The organism is Pseudomonas sp. MH9.3, from assembly GCF_034354675.1.
Lineage (GTDB): Bacteria > Pseudomonadota > Gammaproteobacteria > Pseudomonadales > Pseudomonadaceae > Aquipseudomonas.
The window spans coordinates 2858016-2878519 of sequence record NZ_CP133785.1; the positions used below are offsets into that span (position 1 = coordinate 2858016).

Annotated in this window: 20 protein-coding genes; 8 read left to right on the top strand and 12 right to left on the bottom strand. The window is 61.8% G+C overall.

Going from position 1 to position 20504, the window contains the following annotated elements; all coding sequences use genetic code 11:
• Positions 1–277 precede the first annotated feature (277 nt).
• Positions 278–694, top strand: a complete 417-nt coding sequence (gene mscL / locus RHM60_RS12465; protein ID WP_057008679.1) for a large-conductance mechanosensitive channel protein MscL — start codon at positions 278–280, stop codon at positions 692–694.
• A gap of 43 nt (positions 695–737) precedes the next feature.
• On the opposite strand, the gene RHM60_RS12470 is transcribed toward mscL, so the two are convergent.
• Positions 738–1514, bottom strand: coding sequence for a ferredoxin--NADP reductase (locus RHM60_RS12470; RefSeq protein ID WP_057008678.1), 777 nt, complete (start codon positions 1512–1514; stop codon positions 738–740).
• Between the two features lie 424 nt (positions 1515–1938).
• Between RHM60_RS12470 and RHM60_RS12475 the strand changes: the two genes are divergently transcribed.
• Both RHM60_RS12475 and RHM60_RS12480 read left to right on the top strand, forming a co-directional pair.
• Positions 1939–2649 (top strand): LuxR family transcriptional regulator, encoded by a 711-nt coding sequence (locus tag RHM60_RS12475; RefSeq protein ID WP_322211989.1) that lies wholly within the window; start codon positions 1939–1941, stop codon positions 2647–2649.
• Between the two features lie 164 nt (positions 2650–2813).
• Positions 2814–3938, top strand: coding sequence for a methyltransferase (locus RHM60_RS12480; protein WP_209985015.1), 1125 nt, complete (start codon positions 2814–2816; stop codon positions 3936–3938).
• A 70-nt stretch (positions 3939–4008) separates the two neighbouring features.
• On the opposite strand, the gene RHM60_RS12485 is transcribed toward RHM60_RS12480, so the two are convergent.
• Genes RHM60_RS12485 through RHM60_RS12495 form a run of 3 tightly spaced genes read right to left on the bottom strand, consistent with a single transcriptional unit; the run spans position 4009 to position 6631 of the window.
• Positions 4009–4176, bottom strand: a complete 168-nt coding sequence (locus tag RHM60_RS12485) for a DUF2474 domain-containing protein (RefSeq protein ID WP_010206690.1) — start codon at positions 4174–4176, stop codon at positions 4009–4011.
• 12 nt (positions 4177–4188) lie between these two features.
• Positions 4189–5196: a cytochrome d ubiquinol oxidase subunit II gene (gene cydB / locus RHM60_RS12490; protein WP_231422598.1), complete on the bottom strand. Its 1008-nt coding sequence runs from the start codon at positions 5194–5196 to the stop codon at positions 4189–4191.
• A 1-nt stretch (position 5197) separates the two neighbouring features.
• Positions 5198–6631, bottom strand: coding sequence for a cytochrome ubiquinol oxidase subunit I (locus RHM60_RS12495; protein ID WP_231422597.1), 1434 nt, complete (start codon positions 6629–6631; stop codon positions 5198–5200).
• A 318-nt stretch (positions 6632–6949) separates the two neighbouring features.
• On the opposite strand from RHM60_RS12495, the gene RHM60_RS12500 reads away from it, so the two are divergent.
• Positions 6950–8200 (top strand): MFS transporter, encoded by a 1251-nt coding sequence (locus RHM60_RS12500; RefSeq protein WP_209985022.1) that lies wholly within the window; start codon positions 6950–6952, stop codon positions 8198–8200.
• A gap of 128 nt (positions 8201–8328) precedes the next feature.
• Here the strand turns inward: RHM60_RS12500 and RHM60_RS12505 are convergent, their stop codons facing one another.
• The 4 genes from RHM60_RS12505 to RHM60_RS12520 form a co-directional block, all read right to left on the bottom strand.
• Positions 8329–10512, bottom strand: coding sequence for a xanthine dehydrogenase family protein molybdopterin-binding subunit (locus tag RHM60_RS12505; RefSeq protein ID WP_209985027.1), 2184 nt, complete (start codon positions 10510–10512; stop codon positions 8329–8331).
• Positions 10509–11498 carry an FAD binding domain-containing protein gene (locus RHM60_RS12510; protein ID WP_209985031.1) on the bottom strand — a complete coding sequence of 330 codons (990 nt, stop codon included), beginning with the start codon at positions 11496–11498 and terminating at the stop codon, positions 10509–10511. The genes RHM60_RS12505 and RHM60_RS12510 overlap by 4 nt, the downstream gene beginning before the upstream one ends.
• A complete protein-coding gene (locus tag RHM60_RS12515) occupies positions 11495–12019 on the bottom strand; it encodes a (2Fe-2S)-binding protein (RefSeq protein ID WP_209985034.1) in 525 nt (174 codons plus the stop codon). The genes RHM60_RS12510 and RHM60_RS12515 overlap by 4 nt, the downstream gene beginning before the upstream one ends.
• A gap of 95 nt (positions 12020–12114) precedes the next feature.
• The gene (locus RHM60_RS12520; RefSeq protein ID WP_209985037.1) at positions 12115–12561 is read right to left on the bottom strand and encodes a DUF4879 domain-containing protein; all 447 of its coding nucleotides are present in this window, start codon (positions 12559–12561) and stop codon (positions 12115–12117) included.
• A 188-nt stretch (positions 12562–12749) separates the two neighbouring features.
• On the opposite strand from RHM60_RS12520, the gene RHM60_RS12525 reads away from it, so the two are divergent.
• Both RHM60_RS12525 and trmA read left to right on the top strand, forming a co-directional pair.
• Positions 12750–14045 carry an NCS2 family permease gene (locus RHM60_RS12525; RefSeq protein ID WP_057008669.1) on the top strand — a complete coding sequence of 432 codons (1296 nt, stop codon included), beginning with the start codon at positions 12750–12752 and terminating at the stop codon, positions 14043–14045.
• On the top strand, positions 14042–15121 hold the full coding sequence (gene trmA / locus RHM60_RS12530; protein WP_322211991.1) for a tRNA (uridine(54)-C5)-methyltransferase TrmA: 1080 nt from the start codon (positions 14042–14044) through the stop codon (positions 15119–15121). The genes RHM60_RS12525 and trmA overlap by 4 nt, the downstream gene beginning before the upstream one ends.
• Before the next feature lie 17 nt (positions 15122–15138).
• On the opposite strand, the gene RHM60_RS12535 is transcribed toward trmA, so the two are convergent.
• Both RHM60_RS12535 and RHM60_RS12540 read right to left on the bottom strand, forming a co-directional pair.
• Positions 15139–15603, bottom strand: a complete 465-nt coding sequence (locus RHM60_RS12535) for a DUF2442 domain-containing protein (RefSeq protein ID WP_322211992.1) — start codon at positions 15601–15603, stop codon at positions 15139–15141.
• Positions 15600–16028, bottom strand: a complete 429-nt coding sequence (locus RHM60_RS12540) for a DUF4160 domain-containing protein (RefSeq protein WP_209985050.1) — start codon at positions 16026–16028, stop codon at positions 15600–15602. Before RHM60_RS12540 ends, RHM60_RS12535 begins: the two co-directional genes overlap by 4 nt.
• Before the next feature lie 263 nt (positions 16029–16291).
• Here RHM60_RS12540 and aroQ point away from each other — a divergent pair, with 263 nt between their 5' ends.
• Entirely contained in the window at positions 16292–16738 is a 447-nt protein-coding gene (aroQ, locus tag RHM60_RS12545) for a type II 3-dehydroquinate dehydratase (RefSeq protein ID WP_231422593.1), read from the top strand.
• Positions 16738–17586 carry a shikimate dehydrogenase gene (locus tag RHM60_RS12550; protein ID WP_416195148.1) on the top strand — a complete coding sequence of 283 codons (849 nt, stop codon included), beginning with the start codon at positions 16738–16740 and terminating at the stop codon, positions 17584–17586. Before aroQ ends, RHM60_RS12550 begins: the two co-directional genes overlap by 1 nt.
• Before the next feature lie 268 nt (positions 17587–17854).
• Here the strand turns inward: RHM60_RS12550 and RHM60_RS12555 are convergent, their stop codons facing one another.
• Positions 17855–18520 carry a TetR/AcrR family transcriptional regulator gene (locus tag RHM60_RS12555; RefSeq protein WP_209985056.1) on the bottom strand — a complete coding sequence of 222 codons (666 nt, stop codon included), beginning with the start codon at positions 18518–18520 and terminating at the stop codon, positions 17855–17857.
• A 78-nt stretch (positions 18521–18598) separates the two neighbouring features.
• Positions 18599–20500 carry a 3-dehydroshikimate dehydratase QuiC gene (gene quiC, locus RHM60_RS12560; RefSeq protein WP_209985059.1) on the bottom strand — a complete coding sequence of 634 codons (1902 nt, stop codon included), beginning with the start codon at positions 20498–20500 and terminating at the stop codon, positions 18599–18601.
• Positions 20501–20504: the final 4 nt, after the last annotated feature.

Genomic DNA, 20504 nt, shown 5'->3' on the forward strand with positions numbered 1-20504 from the left:
CTGGTTTTTTTAGCGCACATTCAGTTGTGCTTGCCAGAGGCTAGTGACCCGGGAGTCAGAAGATAAATAGAAAAAGCCCACCAGGCCGATTGAGAAATTATTCTCGCAACGCCGTCAAATAGCGCGTATTTCGCGCGCGATTGGTGGCACTTTGCAAACTATTTGCGATTTGGTGTGTCGATAAAACCTGGCAGTGTTAACAGTTGTGTCGGGCGAGTCCGCTATGACTGCCTTACACTGAGCCCCACCCTTCTCATGTGTAACAAGGAATAAACCTATGAGCGTGATCAGTGAGTTCAAGGCCTTCGCGGTCAAAGGTAATGTGGTCGACATGGCTGTCGGTATCATCATCGGCGCCGCCTTCGGCAAAATCGTGTCCTCATTTGTGGGCGATGTGGTGATGCCACCCCTGGGCCTGTTGATCGGCGGCGTCGATTTCGGCGACCTGGCGGTAACGCTCAAGGCAGCCCAGGGCGATGCACCGGCCGTGGTGCTGGCCTACGGCAAGTTCATCCAGAGCGTGGTCGACTTCCTCATCGTCGCGTTTGCGATCTTCATGGGCGTGAAGGTCATCAACCGCCTCAAGCGTGAAGAAGCCAAGGCCCCCAGCCTGCCACCCGTGCCGACCAAAGAGGAAGTGCTGCTGGGTGAGATCCGCGATCTGCTCAAGGCGCAGAACGACAAGCCGCTGTAGGCCCAACGGTTTTCGCAAAAGGCGCCTGCGGGCGCCTTTTTGCTTACCAGTAGTTTTCCACCGCCACCTGCCCGGGGCGCCGGCTCAGGCTCAACTGCAGGTCGCGCTGCTTGAGCAACTGACGTGTGTCATCGACCATCTGCGGGTTGCCGCAGATCAGCACGCGGGAGTGCTCCGGGGTAAGCGCAACGCCGGCCGCGCGTTCCAGTTCGCCGTTTTCGATCAGGGTGGTGATACGCCCATTCAAGGCGCCCGGATGCTGCTCGCGGGTAACAATCGGCACATACGTGAGCTTGTGCGCGAACTCGGCCAGGTACTCGCGCTCACCCAGCTCCCTGATCAGCGATTGATAGGCCAACTCCCTCGCCTCGCGGGCGCTGTACACCAGCACGATGCGCTCGAATTTTTCCCACACCTCAAAATCCTGCAGGATCGACAGGAACGGCGCCACGCCAGTCCCGGTGCCCAGCAGCCACAAATCGCGTCCATCGACGAAACGGTTCAGGGTCAGATAGCCCGTGGCCTGGCGTTCCACCATCAAGGTATCGCCCACCTTCAGGCGGCTGAGCTCACTGGTGAATTCGCCACCCGGCACCACAATGGAGAAGAAATCGAGGTGCTCGTCGAACGGCGAAGACACGATGGAATAGGCACGCCATACGGTGCTGCCATCCGCCCTGGTCACGCCCAGCCGCACGAACTGGCCGGCGGTGAACCGAAAGCCGGCGTCGCGGGTAGTGCGCAGGGTAAACAGGCTGGGGGTCAGCGATTGCACATCGAGCAAGGTCTGGCGGGTAAATTTCTCAGCACTGGCCGTCATGGGAGGCTCCGTTCTACAGGTGCCCTAGTGTCCCTCAAACCCTGACGGTTAAACACCGTCGGTTTGTACTGGCATTGCCACTGGTTGCCACCGCGGCACTCTGTAACGAAGGGTAATGTGTTAACTTTTAGATACACTTGCTTGGCATCGCATGTTTATAACGATTACTGAACATTTCGCTATTACGCTGCTTCCAACACCCCTCTTAATTAGCTGCAACCTCTGAGTAAACAGGCCGAAATTCAACCGCTTAATCAATTAAGTTATACAAAGCCCTTGTCTTCGTACAAAGAACCAAAGATCCCATCTGACATTTAAAGAAGATTTTTCGTTCAATCCTGCAAGTCATGTCCTACACTGTTTTCGTGCCGCGTTGGGAGCTGGGACGTACCCAAGTCACACCAAAATTCATGGAGCGTTCCTGATGGTTAACTGGCGAAACACGAGGCTTTCCAAGCTGGAAGGCGAGAACAAGAGCACCACTGTTTATGAGATGGTTATTAATCAGACCTACGAACTCGGATTTGAATACTGTTCGTTTACAATGAGCTCACAACAACCCAACAACCAAACGAAACCCATCAATTTCAACAATTACCCAAATGAATGGACCAGCACCTGTAAACAAGCTCACTTCTTTGAAGTTGATCCCATAGTCGCTCATTGCAAACGCAGCGTGCTGCCTATTGTCTGGGAGGAAAAAACCTTCGCTGCCACCCCCGATTTATGGGCGCTGGCCAAGTCGTTTGGCGTGCATCAGGGATGGACGCAGGCGGTGCATGATTTCCAGGGCGTGTTCAGCATGCTGACCCTGGGTCGAGGCAAGCGCGAGGTCAGCCCCGAGGAGCTTTACGAAAAAGCCGGCCAGGTGCTCTGGATGTGCCATGCGATGCACGCGGTGGTCGCGCAGAAATTTGCCGATACGCCCGGCATCAGCCCTCCTTGCAAGCTGACACCACGGGAAACGGAAATCCTGCGCTGGTCGGCCATGGGCAAGACAGCGTCTGAGATCGCCACCATCCTGTGTCTGGCCGAGCGCACGGTGGGCTTTCATATCAGCAGTTGCCTCAAGAAGCTGGGCGTCAACAGCAAGATCGCCGCCGTGCTCTGCGCGTCCAAGGCCGGCCTGTTTTGACCGGTGCGTAAACGCCCCATGTAATCCCATCGAAAAAAAAGTAACATTTGTGGCCAAATCTGAGTGTTGATGCAGCCCCGAGGGCTCGCCTCGCAGTTCGCTCAGATGGTTGCGGCAGGTCTTTCCGCCACGACGCTCATCGTTGACCCAGAGTTTCCCCCGCCATGCCCTTGCTCGACAGCCCCTTCGCCCAGCTCGATCTGATTCGCCAGCCAGAGCAACACAATGACCCGCTGCAGGCATTCGATGCAGCCGACGAGTACCTGCTCAGCCACCTGGCCGCGCAGCAACCGACGATGGCAACCCGAGTGCTGGTGCTCAACGACAGTTTCGGCGCGTTGGCGGCGAGCCTGGAAGGCCGGGTACAGGTGACGTCCAGCGGTGACTCGTTCCTGGCCGCACAGGGCCTTGAAAAAAATCTTCTGCGCAACGCCAGGGCATTCGATGCCGTGCCGTTTGTGCCGGCCAACGAGGTGCCGACAGGGCCCTTCGACCGGGTGCTGGTACGCGTCCCCAAAACCCTGGCATTGCTTGAAGAACAGCTGATCCGCCTGCAAGGCCAACTGGCGCCGGGTGCCGAGGTGATTGCCGGGGCGATGGTCAAACACTTGCCACGGGCAGCCGGCGAACTGCTCGAACGCTACATCGGGCCGATGCATGCCTCACTGGCGGTGAAAAAGGCCCGTTTGCTGATCGCCACCGTGGAAGATCGCCCGGCCGCCGTGTCGCCCTACCCCACCCGCTACACGCTGGACACGCCCGCCATCACGCTGCTCAACCACGCCAACGTGTTCTGCCGCGAAGGCCTCGACATTGGCACCCGCGCCTTCCTCCCGCACCTGCCGACCAACCTGGGCAGCGCCCGCGTGGCCGATCTCGGTTGCGGCAACGGCGTCTTGGCGATTGCCAGCGCGCTGCGCAACCCCGAGGCGCAATACACCCTGGTGGACGAGTCCTATATGGCCGTTCAATCGGCCGGCGAAAACTGGCGCGCGGCGCTGGGTGCGCGCAACGTCATCCTGCGTGCGGGCGACGGCCTGGCCGGTCAGGAAGCGCAATCGCTGGACGTGGTGCTGTGCAACCCGCCCTTCCACCAGCAGCAGGTGGTCGGCGACTTCCTCGCCTGGCGCATGTTTCAGCAGGCCCGGGAGGCACTGGTGGTCGGCGGCGCGCTGTATATCGTCGGCAACCGCCACCTGGGCTATCACAGCAAATTGGCGCGCCTGTTCCGTGGCGTCGAGCAAGTCGCCGCCACCCCCAAGTTCGTCATCCTCAAAGCGCGCAAGTAAAAAAAAGGCCCTGCCCTTCCAGATGAAGCGCAAGGCCTGAAAACCGGGCCGCGAAGCCCGGACAGGGATGTCAGTGGGTGGTCAGGCCCGCCGCGTTCATGAACATGCGCATCAGGCTGGCCACCACGAACAGGGCCAGCACGCTGCCGGTCCAGATCATTGCCAGCCAGCCGAGACGCCGCCACAGCGGCTGCTTTTCGGCCTGTTCGATTTCGTGCAACGAAGGTTTGCCGGACATCGTGCGACCCTCCTAGTGATAGCCGTCTTCGTGGGTGACCTTGCCGCGGAACACGTAATAGCTCCAGAAGGTGTAACCCAGGATGAACGGGATGATGAACAACGTGCCCACCAGCATGAAGCCCTGGCTCTGCGGTGGCGCGGCGGCGTCCCAGATCGATACCGACGGCGGGATGATGTTCGGCCACAGGCTGATGCCAAGGCCGCTGTAGCCGAGGAAGATGAGCACCAGCGTCAGCAGGAACGGCGTGTAATGCGCATGGCGCGCCACGGCGCGAATCAGCCCGTACATCGTCACCAGCACCAGGATCGGCACCGGCAGGAACCAGAACAGGTTGGGCAGGCTGAACCAGCGCGATGCGATATCGCCGTGGGCCAGCGGCGTCCACAGGCTGACGATCGCCATCACCGCCAGCACCACAAAGGCCAGCGGCCGCGCCAGCCTGTGCATCTGCGCCTGCAACTTGCCCTCGGTCTTCATGATCAGCCAGGTGCAGCCGAGCAACGCATAGGCGAAGATCAGTGCCACGCCGCAAAACAGCGTGAACGGGGTGAGCCAGTCCAGTGATCCGCCAGCGAACTGGCGGTCGACCACCGGGAAGCCATCAATGAACGCCCCCAGCGCCACGCCCTGGAAGAACGTCGCAGCGATCGAACCGCCGATGAACGCCTTGTCCCACAGGTGGCGCTTGTGGTCCTTGGCCTTGAAGCGAAACTCGAAGGCCACGCCACGAAAGATCAGCCCGATCAGCATCAGGATCAACGGCAGGTACAGCGCCGACAGCACCACCGAATAGGCCAGCGGGAACGCGCCGAACAGCGCCGCGCCGCCGAGCACCAGCCAGGTTTCGTTGCCGTCCCACACCGGCGCGACGGTGTTCATCATCACGTCACGGTCGACCTTGCCCGGAATAAACGGAAAGAGGATGCCGATACCCAGGTCAAAGCCGTCCATCACCACGTACATCATGATGCCGAAGATGATGATCACGGCCCAGATCAGCGGAAGGTCAATACCCATCTCAATGCCCCTTGTGCTGGAGGTGGTCGTCATCGGTGCCGTCATCGGCCGCCGACAGCGGACGCGCCGGCGTGCGTTTCTGGCCAGGGCCGCCGGGGGTCGGTTCGGTACTTTCGTGGGTGACCGGGCCTTTGCGCACCAGGCGCATCATGTAGCCCAGGCCCGCGCCGAACAGCGCGAAGTACACCACCACGAATAGCACCAGCGTAATGGTCATCTGCGCCAGACTGTGCCCGGAGGACGCATCCGCCGTGCGCATCAGCCCGTAGACCACCCACGGCTGACGGCCGATTTCGGTGGTGAACCAGCCGGCGAGAATCGCGATCAGGCCGGACGGGCCCATCCACAGTGCCAGGTAGAGAAACGGTTTGGACGTGTACATCCGGTCGCCACGGCGCAGCCAGAGGCTGAACAGACCGGTGAAGATCATCAGAAAGCCCAGGCCGACCATGACCCGGAACGACCAGAACACCACGGTCGAGTTGGGCCGGTCTTCAGGCGGGAACTCCTTGAGCGCCGGCACCTGCTTGTCCAGGGAGTGGGTCAGGATCAGGCTGCCCAGGTACGGAATTTCCACCGCGTATTTGGTTTTTTCAGCCTTCATGTCCGGCCAGCCGAACAGGATCAACGGGGTCGGCTCATTGCCTTTGTTTTCCCAGTGACCTTCGATGGCCGCGATTTTCGCCGGCTGGTGCTCCAGGGTATTGAGGCCATGGAAGTCACCGATCACCGCCTGGATGGGCGCGACGATCAGCGCCATCCACATCGCCATCGAGAGCATCTTGCGGATCGCCGGGTTGTCCTTGCCGCGCAGCAGGTGCCAGGCCGCCGAGGAACCGACGAAGAACGCCGTGGCGACGAACGCCGCCGTGGCCATGTGCGCCAGGCGATAGGGAAACGAGGGGTTGAAGACCACGGCGAACCAGTCAGTCGGGATCACGCGGCCATCGATGATTTCAAAGCCCTGGGGCGTCTGCATCCAGCTGTTGGACGACAGAATCCAGAACGTGGAAATCAGCGTCCCCACGGCCACCATCACCGTGGAAAAGAAGTGCAGGTTGCGCCCCACCTTGTTCCAGCCGAACAGCATCACGCCGAGAAAGCCGGCCTCGAGGAAGAACGCCGTGAGCACTTCATAGGTCAGCAACGGCCCGGTGACGGCACCGGCGAAGTCCGAGAAGCGGCTCCAGTTGGTGCCGAACTGATAGGCCATGACCAGGCCCGAGACCACGCCCATGCCGAAGTTGACGGCAAAGATCTTCGACCAGAAATGGTAGAGGTCACGGTAGGTGTCGTTGCGGGTCTTGAGCCACAAGCCTTCCAGCACCGCGAGGTAACTGGCCAGGCCGATGGTGATGGCCGGGAACAGGATGTGGAACGAGATCGTGAACGCGAACTGGATTCGGGCGAGATCGAGCGCCTCCAAACCGAACATAAGTTTTCCTCTTTCAGGTAATACCGAATGCTGGCTGAAGGCCGCATCCACTGCCCCCACGGATATGGAGTGTGGCGAATTCAAATTCGTTTCTTTTTATGACCATCCACGCAGGGATTCCGGCCTTGCGGCCGCCAGACCAAACCCCACACAGGTTTTGATCTGGATCAAGCATTGCTGAAAGAGTAGTCCCATTTTGTGTCAGTGGCCGTGTGGTGGATTGACGCGTGACAGGCTGCCTCACGGCTGTTCTTGCAACTATTTGTTACAGCTTGATGATAACCTCGCCGTTCCCTCAAGCTCCGGCCAGTACCTTCGATGCCCACTGAACCCGCGTTGCTGTTACGTCATCACCGTCCCTTTATTGCGTTCTGGCTGGCGCGGATCTTTACCGCCAGCGGCTTTCAGATGCTCACCGTGGCCATCGGCTGGAACCTCTACCAACTCACCGGCAACGTGCTCGACCTGGGCCTGGTCGGTCTGGTGGAGTTCGTGCCCCGAGTGCTGTTCATGCTGCACACCGGACATGTGGCCGATCGTTATGAGCGGCGCAGGGTCGCGGCCATCTGCCAGACCGTGCAGGCCCTGATCGCGCTGTCCCTGGCCATCGGCGGCCTGACCGGCCACGTGACCCGCGAGATGATCTTCATCCTCGCCTTCCTGCTTGGCGCTGCCCGCTCCTTTGAACAGCCCACCACCCAGGCGCTGTTGCCGAGCATCGTGCCCAGCGCGTTGTTCCCAAGGGCGGTAGCCTCGTCGCAGTCGGCCCAGCAACTGGCCACCATCGTCGCCCCGGCACTCGGCGGCCTGCTTTACGCATTCGGCAGCGTCTGGGTGTACGGCCCCACCGTGGTGCTGTACCTCATTGCCTGCGTGCTGATGCTCAACCTGCCTGCCCGCCAGACGCCACTGAACAAAGGCAAGGCCACGCTGGACTCGTTGCTGGCCGGCATCCGCTTTATCCGCAGTCGCCCGGACATTCTCGGCGCGATCTCCCTCGACCTGTTTGCCGTGCTGCTGGGCGGCGCCACCGCGCTGCTGCCGGTGTTCGCCAAGGACATTCTGCTGACCGGCCCCTGGGGCCTGGGCCTGTTGCGCTCGGCGCCGGCAGTGGGCGCACTGTTGATGTCGTTGTGGCTGGCGCGGTTCTCGGTCGACCGCAAAGTGGGCCGCGTGATGTTCACCGCCGTGGGTGTGTTTGGCGTGGCAACCATTGCCTTCGGCCTCTCCACCTCGTTCTGGTTTTCCCTCGCGGTGCTGGTGGTGCTGGGCGCGGCGGACATGATCAGCATGGTCATTCGCGCGTCGTTCGTGCAACTGGAAACCCCGGATGAAATGCGCGGACGCGTCAGCGCGGTCAACGGCCTGTTTATCGGCGCGTCGAATCAGTTGGGTGAGTTTGAATCGGGCATTACCGCCCATTGGTTCGGCACCGTGCCCGCCGTGGTGATGGGTGGGATCGGCACGCTGGTGGTGACCGGGGTGTGGATCAAACTGTTCCCGACCCTGGCGAATCGGGACCGGATGCATGTGCCGGTGGAAGAACCCGCTCTGAAACCCACTGCCTGAACCGACTTGTAACAGGGCGCAAATGTGGGAGGGGCTTGCTCCCGATAGCGGTGGATCAGTCAGATATTGAGTGACTGATAGACCGCCATCGGGAGCAAGCCCCTCCCACAGGGGTCATGTGTTGATGGTTAAAGCACCTTGTCCAGGGTGATCGGAAATTCCCGCACCCGCTTGCCGGTGGCGTGGTACACCGCGTTCGCCACCGCCGCCGCCACGCCGACAATGCCGATCTCGCCCACGCCCTTGGAGCCCAGCGCGTTGACGATCTCGTCATGTTCCTCGACAAACACCACATCGATCTCGCCGATATCGGCGTTAACCGGAATGTGATACTCGGCCAGGCTGTGGTTCATGTAGCGCCCCAGTTGATGGTCGACCTGGGTCTCTTCATGCAGCGCCATGCCGATGCCCCACACCACACCGCCGAGGATCTGGCTGCGTGCCATTTTCGGGTTGACCACGCGCCCGGCAGCAATCGCACTGACCACGCGGCTGACCTTGATGGTGCCCAGGTCCTCGTCCACGCGCACTTCGACGAACACCGCCGAGTGAGTGGCCGTGGCGTAGCCTTCGCGCTGTTTGTCGGGCTCGCTGTCGACCTGTACTTCCAGCGCCTGTTCGCCGCTGTCCTTGACCAACTGCGCCAGGGACACGCGTTGTTCGCCAGCGTGCAGTTGACCGTCTTCAAAGCGCGCGGTGTCCACGTCCTTGAAAGCCGGATAGGTCTGTTGGGCGATTTTCAGCAACTTGGCATTAAGCGCTTCGCACGCCTGCTGCACCGCCGTACCGACCGACGACACGGTAAACGAGCCGCCTTGCAACGGCGCGGTGGGCAGGGATGAGTCCCCCAGCAGAAAGCTGATATCGGCCATTGCCACGCCGCTGGCCTGGGCCGCGATCTGCGTCATCACGGTGTAGGTGCCGGTACCGATGTCGGTGGTGGCGCTGCTCACGGTCAGTTTGCCGTTCGCGTCCAGACGCGCCTTGGCGCTGGCCTTCATTTGCATGGCTTCCCACACGCCGCCGGCCATGCCCCAGCCGATCAACTGACGACCGTCACGCATGCTGCGCGGCTCCGGGTTGCGCTGGCTCCAGCCAAAACGCTCGGCGCCTTCGCTGTAGCACTCGCGCAAGGCTTTGCTGGACCAGGGTTTGTCTTCGTTCTGGTTGCGCTCGGCGTAGTTGATCAGGCGCAGTTGCACCGGGTCGATGGCCAGGGCGCAAGCCAGTTCATCCATCGCACATTCCAGGCCGATCACACCCAGCGCAGCGCCGGGTGCGCGCATGTCCAGCGGGGTGTAGACGTCCAGTGGCACCAGTTTGTAGGTCAGCTGAATGTTGTCGCAGTGGTAGAGCATGCCGCTCCACTCCACCACGTGTTCGCTGAAATCCTCGAAGCGCGAGGTCTGGCCAATCGCGGTGTGCCCCAGGGCCAGCAAGCGACCATTGGCGGCGGCGCCCATCTGCAGGCGCTGCAGGGTGCGCGGGCGGTAGCCGAAGGTGAACATCTGCTGGCGGGTGAGGGTCACGCGCACCGAACGCTTGAGCGACAGCGACGCCATCACCGCCAACGGCAACTGGTACTGCGGACGCAGGCCGGAGCCAAAGGCGCCGCCGACGAACGCGGCAAAAATGCGCACCTGGCTTTTATCCAGGCCGAACACCTCCTGCACATAGGACTGGCAGTTTTGCGGGCCCTGGGTCTTGTCGTGGATGTGCAAGGTGCCGTCCGGCTGATACAGCACGGTGCTGGCGTGGGGTTCCATGGGGTTGTGATGTTCGATCGGGGTGCTGTAATGCAGGTCGAGGCTGATGGCCGCGCCGGACCATTCGGCCTGGAAGTTGCCGCGCGGTTTGGGCGGGGTCTGCGACGAAGGGTGAGCGCTCTCCTGCTGCGCAACCAGATCGGTGTCGAAGGCTTCGGTTTCGTACTCGATGTGTACCAGGGAACCGGCGTGGCGCGCCAGCTCCAGGTTATCGGCGATGACCAGCGCCAGCGGCTGGCCGCTGTACAGCACGCGGTCGTTGTACAACGGGCGGAAGGGCGAGCCGTCCGCCGCATCATCGTCGGCGAAGGCGTCATCGTAGCTGGCAATTTTCGGCCGGTTGAGGTGGTCGATCACGGCCACCACGCCCGGCAGCGCCAGCGCTCGGGAGGCGTCGATACGCAGCACGCGGCCCTTGGCAATGTTGCTGGAGACCACGCTGCCGTGCAGCAGGCCGTCCTCGGGAAATTCACCGGCGTAGCGCGCTTGCCCGGTGACCTTGAGCAGACCGTCGACGCGGTCCAGGGGTTTGCCGATAGCACTCATGGCTGTTCTCCTGCGACGGCGGCGTCGCTCAGGGCGCGGATAATTGCGCGGCGTGCCAGCTTGATCTTGAAGCCGTTGTGCTCAAGCGGCTCGGCATCCTGCAGCAGCGCGTCGGCGGCGTTGCTGAAGGTTTCGCGGCTGACCGACTGGCCAATCAAGGCGCTTTCCACCGCGCGGTCGCGCCAGGGTTTATGCGCTACACCGCCGAGGGCCAGACGCGCGTCAACGATGCGGTCGCCGTCCAGTTCAAGGGCTGCGGCGACGGACACCAGGGCGAAGGCATAGGACGCGCGGTCGCGGATTTTCAGGTAGTGGCTGTGACGGGCGAGGTGATCGGCCGGCAGTTCGACAGCGGTGATCAACTCGTCGTCGGCCAACTGGTTGTCGCGTTGCGGCGCATCACCGGGCAAGCGATGGAAATCGGCAAACTCGATGACCCGTGCGCCCGCGCGCCCTTGCACATGCACCCGCGCTTCCAGCGCCGCCAGAGCCACGCACATGTCGGAAGGATGGGTGGCAACGCACTGGTCGCTGGCGCCGAGGATCGCATGGATGCGGTTCAAACCGGTGCGCGCCGGGCAACCACTGCCGGGCTCGCGCTTGTTGCATGGCACGGCGGCGTCGTAGAAGTAGTAGCAACGGGTGCGCTGCAACAGGTTGCCGCCGGTGCTGGCCATGTTGCGCAGCTGCGGCGAGGCGCCGGCGAGAATGGCCTGGGACAGCAGCGGGTAACGCTGTTCGATCAGCGGGTGCCAGGCCAGGTCGGCGTTACTGACCAGGGCGCCGATGCGCACGCCGCCGTCGGCGGTTGCTTCCACCTCGCGCAGCGGCAGGCCGGTGATGTCGATCAGGTGCTCGGGGCGGCTGATGTTCTCTTTCATCAAGTCCAGCAGGTTGGTGCCCCCGGCGATGAAGCGCGAGGCCGTGCTGCTCAGGTGCACCGCTTCCTGCACGTCGGCAGGCTTGCTGTAGTGGAAAGGATTCATTGCTCACCTCCCCGCTGACGGCACGCGGGCAGCGCGTCTTCAATGGCATCGCGGATATTGCTGTAGGCGCCGCAACGGCAGAGGTTGCCGCTCATCAGTTCCTGGATCTGTGCGCTGTCGTGGGCACGGCCTTCGTTGACCAGGCCCACGGCGGAGCATATCTGGCCGGGAGTGCAGTAACCGCACTGGAAGGCGTCGTGCTTGATGAAGGCTTGCTGCATCGGGTGCAAGCGGTCGCCGTCGGCCAGGCCTTCGATGGTGGTCAGCTCGGCACCGTCGCACATGATGGCCAGGGTGAGGCAGGCATTGACGCGCTTGCCGTCGCGCAACACGGTGCAGGCGCCGCACTGGCCGTGGTCACAGCCTTTCTTGCTGCCGACCAGGTCCAGTTGTTCGCGCAGCAGGTCCAGCAGGGTGGTCCAGGGCAACACGCTCAGTTGGCGTTCCTGACCGTTGAGGGTCAAGCGTATTGGGTGGGCGACGAACGGTTGGGCCGCCGCGCCATTGGGGGTCGCGCTCATAAACACCTCACGGGTTGGTGTACATCCGCGGCGTTAGGGAAATCGCCGTCTCAGGGGTACGACTTCCCGGGGGTATGAGCGTTCAAGCGGATTGATCAGAGGATATTGAGTTGGGTCTTGAGGGTGTTGCGCGGCGGATTGATCGAGGAGTTGCTGTATTCAAAGCCGCCGGGGCCTGCGACGTTCAGGTCGAACACATAGATGTAGCCGATCAGTTGGCCTGCGCCATTGCACGCCTGGCTGATATTGCCGACCTGGCACACCGCCGTGCGCTGAGCATTGAGCACCGCGCCGTTGAAGCGCCCGACCGGGTTGTTGCCCAGGCCCACTTCCATCACCGAGACCTTGGTGGGCCCACGGTGCGTGCACATCTGGGTGGTGGTCACGCGGTCCGGGATGCTTTCGGTGCAGCGCGCCGACTCGACCTTGAACACCCGCACCTCGCTCAAAGCCGGTGCAGCGGCGCCCCACGCCGGTGCTGCACCGAGCCACAGGCCAATAAAGGGGAACAGCGCTAGACTCCACGCGTTGGCTTTTTTCATGCTGTCGACTACCCGCTATCAAACGTCGCCGCAGTATGCCTCAAGGCCACGCGCCACACAGCCTCGGCTGCTGGTATGATGCGCCGCTTTTTCCGATCCTCTCTGAAACCACAGGCGCTTGGCGCAGTTTGTGCTTTGACTTAGAGGTCAACAAATAACGACGCAAGATAGCGTCACAGGGAGCCGGCATGCTGGAAAAGCTGTTTCAACTCAAAGCCCACAACACCAACGTGCGCACCGAGATTCTTGCGGGGATCACCACGTTCCTGGCGATGGCCTACATCCTGTTCGTGAACCCGAGCATTCTGGGCGAGACCGGCATGGACAAGGGCGCGGTGTTCGTCGCGACCTGCCTGGCCGCCGCCATCGGTTCGACCGTGATGGGCCTGATCGCCAACTACCCGATTGCGCTCGCACCGGGCATGGGCCTGAACGCCTTCTTCACCTACACCGTGGTGCTGCACATGGGCCACACCTGGCAAGTGGCGCTGGGCGCGGTCTTCATCTCGGCGGTGCTGTTCTTCCTGCTGTCGATCTTCCGCATCCGTGAGTGGATCATCAACAGCATCCCCCTGCCGCTGCGCTCGGCGATTGCCGCCGGTATCGGCCTGTTCCTCGCGCTGATTGCCCTGCATAACGCCGGGATCGTAGTCGCCAACCCGGCCACCCTGATTGGCATGGGTGACCTCAAGCAACCCGCCCCCATCCTCGCCACCCTGGGCTTCGTGCTGATCGTGGCGCTGGAAGCCCTGGCCGTGCGCGGCGCGGTGCTGATCGGCATTCTGGCGGTGACCATCGTGTCGATCCTGCTCGGCATTACCCCGTTCGGCGGCGTGACCTCGATGCCGCCGTCCCTGGCCCCGACCTTTCTGCAACTGGACATCAAGGGCGCGCTGGATATCGGCCTGGTCAGTGTGATCTTCGCTTTCCTGTTCGTTGACCTGTTCGACAACTCCGGCACCCTGATCGGCGTCGCCAAGCGCGCCGGGCTGATGGGCAAGGACGGCCACATGCCAAAAATGGGCCGTGCGCTGATCGCCGACAGCACCGCGGCCATGGCCGGCTCCCTGCTGGGCACCTCGACCACCACCAGCTACATCGAATCCGCCGCGGGCGTGAGCGCCGGTGGCCGTACCGGCCTGACCGCCATCGTGGTCGCCATTCTGTTCCTGCTGGCGCTGTTCTTCTCGCCACTGGCTGCCAGCGTTCCCGCCTTCGCCACCGCGCCGGCGCTGCTGTTCGTGGCGGTGCTGATGACCCAGGGCCTGGCTGAAATCGACTGGGACGACATTACCGTGGCAGCGCCGGTGGTGATCACCGCCCTGGCGATGCCCTTCACTTACTCCATCGCCAACGGCATCGCCTTCGGTTTCATCGCCTGGACCGCCATCAAGCTGCTTTCGGGCCGCTACCGTGAGCTGAACCCGGCGCTGGTGATTCTGTCGATTCTGTTTGTGATCAAGCTGGGCTGGTTCAACGCATGACTTTTGACGCCGCACGCTACACCGCGCAACTGCAGGACAAGGTCACGCGCCTGCGTGACCTGTTGGTACCGTTCGACGCGCCCGAGCCGCAGGTCTTCGACTCGCCGTTACAGCACTTTCGCCTGCGCGCCGAGTTCCGCCTGTGGCGCGAAGACGGCGAGCGTCATTACGCGATGTTCTCCCAGGACGACAAACGCACGCCCATCCTGATCGAAGACTTCCCGATTGCCAGCCAGCGCATCAACCAGTTGATGCCGCAGCTCAAGGCCGCCTGGCAAGCCAGCGCCGCCCTGAGTCACAAGCTGTTCCAGGTGGAGTTCCTCACCACCCTGGCCGGCGATGCGATGATCACCCTGTGCTATCACCGCCCGCTGGACGAACACTGGCACACGGCAGCGAACACGCTTGCGGCTGATCTGGGCGTGAGCATCATCGGCCGCTCCAAGGGCAAGCGCGATGTGATCGGCCACGACTACGTGGTGGAGAAACTCGACGTCGGCGGGCGCACCTTCAGCTACCGCCAACCCGAAGGCGCCTTCACCCAGCCCAACGGCACGGTGAACCAGAAGATGCTCAACTGGGCGTTCGAGGCATTGGGCGAGCGCCCGGATGACTTGCTGGAGCTGTACTGCGGCAACGGCAACTTCACCCTGCCGTTGGCCACGCGCGTGCGCAAGGTACTGGCGACCGAGATCAGCAAGACCTCGGTGAATGCGGCGCTGAGCAACCTCGATGAAAACGCGGTGAATAACGTCACGCTGGTGCGTCTCTCTGCCGAGGAACTCACCCAGGCGCTGAACGAAGTTCGCCCGTTCCGTCGCCTGCACGGCGTCGACTTGAAAAGCTACGAATTCGGCAGCGTATTCGTCGACCCGCCACGCGCCGGCATGGACCCGGACACCTGCGAACTGACCCGACGCTTCGACAACATCCTCTACATCTCCTGCAACCCCGAGACGCTGGCGGCGAACATTGCGCAACTGCATGACACGCACCGCATTACCCGGTGCGCCCTGTTTGACCAGTTTCCGTGGACGCATCACATGGAGTCCGGGGTGTTGCTGAGTCGTCGTTGATCCAGACGTCTACAGCGTCATGCGTCAGTGGCGTCACCGGTGTCCGGCGCTTTTTTGGGGGGCCGGCCACCCTTCTTGCCATTGGCGCGAGCGGCGGCGGATTTGGCCGCGCTGCTCTTGCGACCGTTGCGTGACGCCACCAGGCTCGTCGCCAGATCCATCAGAGGCTGGCTTGTGGCGATCAAGCCGGTGATCGACACATCAAGGTCCTGAGGCTCGCAGCACAGTGCCTTGCCGCCAAAGCCGACTTCCAACTGCTGGAAATCCTCCAGGGAAAACCCTTCGAACTCCGCAAGACCGGCTACAGGCAATACGACACGGCTGCCGTCGCTGAAGCCGATGGAGATACAGCCGTCTTCATAGCGCACGTCGATCGCATTGGCGTACAGACGCTTGAGCTTGCGCCCTCGTGCTATTGCCTTGTCGATATCTGCATCAGCGAGAGGTACATAAGGTGTGACTTTGGCCTTCACGATTTTCATAAATCAATCCCCACACAATTGGGCGCTCTTACCAGATTCAAAATTGTTCGTTGCTTTACAACATCGTGCCAGGCGCTTGCGATGACATGGACACCGCGTCGAATGACCAACCCCGGAACCAGTTCACTCGCGTCCAAATCCCAGGAATGGTTCTCCAGGCAAACCGTTTGCAGTTTTTCCCACCAAATCCTGCGCGCCCGAGCCAGATAGTGCCGCTGCGTTATTGCCTCGCCTATTTCATTCAAAAGCGCTTTGGAAGGTCGTCTGCGTTCGGGATCCACGTCCCACAGATCCACGCCCCCGTTCAGAAAGCTGAAGCGAAAGCGCGCATCCCAGTCCTTGCCCCTGACATGCACATGCGGCGGGCAATGCTCATCCCTGATAAATACCGAAATCACATATCCTTTGTAAGCGCCTACTCTCATCGTAACCCATCCGTTAGGTTATTTTTCGCCAGGTTACGCTTCTCAGTCCGCAACCCGACAACCGGCTCCACCACTCCGAAGCTTTTTCACAGATTAGTAACAGCGCACCATTCGTCGAATGCGGCGTTGTTACCGCACATTCCAACGTCTGAAGCCACGATTAATCGTTCGATAATCGAACACACCCCGCGCCATCCATTGACCAAACTAACCAACCAGTACATTTTATCCCCACAACCAATAAGAACTGTGGAGATCCCTCAATGCCACCCATCGTGCTGGTGCTCAACGGCCCCAATCTCAACCTGCTCGGCACTCGCGAGCCCGCCACTTATGGCCATGAAACCCTGGCCGATGTCGCCGCCCTGTGCGGACGCAGTGCGCAGCAGCTCGGGCTGAAAGTCGAGTTTCGCCAGACCAACCACGAAGGCGAACTGCTCGACTGGATACACGGTGCCCGCGCCCGTTGCGCCGGAATCGTGATCAACCCCGCCGCCTGGACCCACACCTCGGTCGCCATCCGTGATGCGCTGGTGGCCAGTGAAGTGCCGGTGATCGAAGTGCATCTATCCAACGTGCATGCGCGCGAAGCCTTTCGTCATCACTCGTTCGTGTCCCCGGTCGCCAAGGCGGTGCTGGCGGGGTTTGGCAGCCATGGCTATCACCTGGCCCTGGAACATTTCAGTCACACGCTCAAAGGATGCGCCTGATGAAACCACGCGTGCTCGCCGGCCTGATCGGCGCCGGTATCCAGGCCTCCCGCACCCCGGCCCTGCATGAGCAGGAAGGTGACGCCCAGGGCTTGCGCTACCTGTATCGCCTGATCGACCTGGAACCGTTACAACTGACCGTCAGCGCCCTGCCCGACCTGCTGCGCGCCGCAGAGTCGATGCAGTTCACCGGTTTGAACATTACCTACCCGTGCAAACAGGCGATCCTGCCGTTGCTGGATGACTTATCGGACGAAGCGCGCGGCATCGGCGCGGTAAACACCGTGGTGTTCAAGGACGGCAAACGCATCGGCCACAACACCGACTGCCTGGGCTTTGCCGAAGGCTTTCGACGCAACCTCAATGATGTGCCGCGTCAGCGCGTGGTGCAGATGGGCGCCGGCGGTGCCGGGGCGGCGGTTGCCCATGCGTTGCTGGCCGAGGGTGTGCAGCAGTTGAGCATTTTCGACGTGGACGCCGCCCGCTCGCGCGAGCTTGTGGATAACTTGACCTTGCGCTTCGGCACGGGTCGCGCCGAGGTCGGCAGCCAATTGGACAACGCCATGGCCGAGGCCGATGGCCTGGTGAACACCACGCCGATGGGCATGGCCAAAATGCCCGGCACGCCGGTGCACGCAGCGCTGTTACGCGCGCAACTGTGGGTCGCGGAAATCGTGTACTTCCCGCTGGAAACCCAGCTGCTGCGCGATGCCCGTGCCCTGGGTTGCCGCACGTTGGATGGTGGCAATATGGCGGTGTTTCAGGCGGTGAAAGCGTTTGAATTGTTCAGTGGCGAGGTGGCGGATGCGCAAAGAATGCTTGCGCACTTCCAGACCATGAACACCTGAAAATGTGGCAGGCCGCGAGCGGGCTTATTGTGGCGAGCGGGCTTGCCCCGCGTTGGGGTGCGAAGCGCCCCCATCGAGCAAAACGCGGTGTACCTGATACGGCTCAGCGCCTGGCTTTGGGGCTGCTGCGCAGCCCAACGCGGGGCAAGCCCGCTCGCCACAGGCGTGTGGCTGCCTAAAACTCCAGGCTAAAATCGACACGTTATTTTGTGTTTGATAAGCGGGGAGCTTGCCTCCTCCCACATGGATTGCATTTCAAAACGCGTAATCAAGCCTGCAGGTAACGCAACACCGACTCACAGATCATCTCGCGGTGCCGCTGTTTAATCGCTTCATCCGACAGTTCGATCTGAAAGATCTCACTGAAGGTATGACGGTTGGACACCCGGTAAAAGCTGAACGAGTTGATCAGCAAGTGCACGTCCAAAGGCTCCAGCCCCTCGCGAAACAATCCCAGCTCGGCGCCACGGCGCAGGGTTTCCCCCAGCCCCTCGAGGATCTTGCTGTTCATCGCCTTGATCGTGTCCGTGCGTTTCACATACTCGGCATTGTGGATATTTTCGATGCTGACGATGCGCACAAAATCCACATTCTGATCATGGTGATCGAAGGTGAATTCCACCAGCCGCCGGATCGCTTCGCGCGGCTCCAGGGCGGTGAGGTTCATGCGGGTTTCGGTGTTGCGGATGTCGCCGTAGAGCTTTTCCAGCACCTCGACGTACAACTGCTCCTTGCTGCCGAAATAGTAGTAGATCATGCGCTTGGAGGTGTGGATGCGCTCGGCGATGGCGTCCACGCGGGCGCCGGACAGGCCCTGCTGAACAAATTCGACGATGGCTTCCTGGAGAATATTCTCCCGGGTCTTTTCCGGATTGTTCTTGCGACTCTTGCGCGGTGCATCTGACACGGCGGAGAGATCGGGAGTCAGGGTCATGGTGCGCTCATGGCGGTGTGTTATGCAGGCTGCGATTATGGGCCGCGGCGCTTGCCGAAGGAAGCACCTGGCCCGGTATCACAAACGCGCCTGACGAACCGCGCCGCTGCGCGACTTGGCCATCGCCGCCAGACGCACCGCCACGTTCGCCGCGCCATAGCCGGCGTAGCCATTCTTGCGCTGCAGGATCTCGAAGAAAAACCGCCCCTCGAACGGTTCGGTGTACACGTGAAACAGCTCACCCCCCTGGGCGTCGCGGTCGTACAGCACGTTGTAGTACGCCAGCTCGCTGAGGAACTCGTCGTCGAAATCAAACCGGGCGGCAAGGTCGTCATAGTAATTGAGCGGGATATCCAGCAGCGGCACCCCGGCGTCCTTGGCTCGGCGCACCTCGGCGAAAATATCCGCGCAGTCGAAGGCAATGTGGTGCACACCCGAGCCGCGATAGCTCGACAGTGCGTGGGAAATGGCCGTGTTGCGGTTCTCGGAGATATTCAGCGGCAGGCGAATCGAGCTGCAGCGGCTGCGCAGCGCGCGGCTTTTCACCAGCCCGTAAGGGTCAGGCAGCACCACTTCGTCATCGGCCTCGAAGTCGAGCAGGCTCTTGTAGAACAGCACCCAGCTGTCGAGGCTGTCGGCCGGCAGCGCCATGGCCATATGGTCGATGCGCAGCAGCCCGCCGCTGGCGGAAGGCGCCGATTGCAGGTTGAAATCGGTGTCGTAAAGGCCGCCTTCGCTGGGGTCCACCAGGTAGATCAGGCTGCCATCCGGCGCACGCACGGCGGCCAGTTCCAGTTCATTGGGCCCGACCAGCCCGCGATAGGGCTGGCCCTTGAAGGCCACGGCACGTTGCAGCGCCTTGGCGCTGTCCTTGACCCGAATCGCCGTGGCACACAACGACGGCCCATGGGCCTCGAAGAAGTTGTGGGCGAAGGAGTAGGGTTCGCAATTGAGGATCAGGTTGATATCGCCCTGACGCAGCAGGCTCACATTTTTCGAGCGGTGCTGCCCGGCCCTGGCAAAACCCAGGCGTTCCAGCCAATGGGTGAGTTTCGCGCCGAGGCTTTCATCCACGGCGAATTCGAGGAACTCAATGCCGTCGTACTCGCTGGCGGCAGGCGTTTCAAAGAGGATATCGACCGGCGCGGCAGGTGCTTGCTCGGCCAGGCGCTGACGGGTTTTCTCTTCCAGGTACAGCAGCGAGCGCAGGCCGTCGGCCGCATTCGCGCGCGTGGGGGCGGCCCGAAAACCATCGTTGAAGATTTCCAGGGACAGCGGCCCGCTGTAGCCGCTCTGGATGATCGGCGCAAGAAACCCCGCGAGGTCGAACTCACCCTGACCCGGGAAGCAGCGGAAATGCCGGCTCCACTCCAGCACATCCATCGCCAGGATCGGCGCGTCGGCCATTTGCACAAAGAAGATCTTGTCGCCCGGTATCTGGGCAATGCCACTCGGGTCGCCCTTGAGCGACAGCGTATGGAAACTGTCGAGCAGCACGCCCAGGGCGGGATGATCGACCTGGCGCACCAGGTTCCACACCTGCTGCCAGGTATTCACATGCTTGCCCCAGGCCAGCGCTTCGTAGCCAATGCGCACGCCACGACGACCGGCGTGTTCGGCCAAAAGGCTGAGGTCATCGAGCAGGATGCGTTCATCGCCCACGCAATCGGCCGAGGCGTTGCTGCATACCAGCACCAGGTCGGTGCCCAGTTCCTGCATCAAGTCGAACTTGCGTTCGGCGCGCTCCAGGTTGCGCGCCAGGCGGTCGCGGCGGCAGCCTTCAAAGTCGCGAAACGGCTGGAACAACGTGATGGCAATTCCGAGGTCGGCGCACATTTGTCTAACTTCGCGCGGGCTCCCGTCGTAATACAACAGGTCGTTCTCGAAGATCTCAACCCCATCAAAACCGGCGGCGGCAATGGCTTCGAGCTTTTCCGGCAGGGTGCCGCTCAAGGAAACGGTAGCGATGGATCGTTGCATGGAG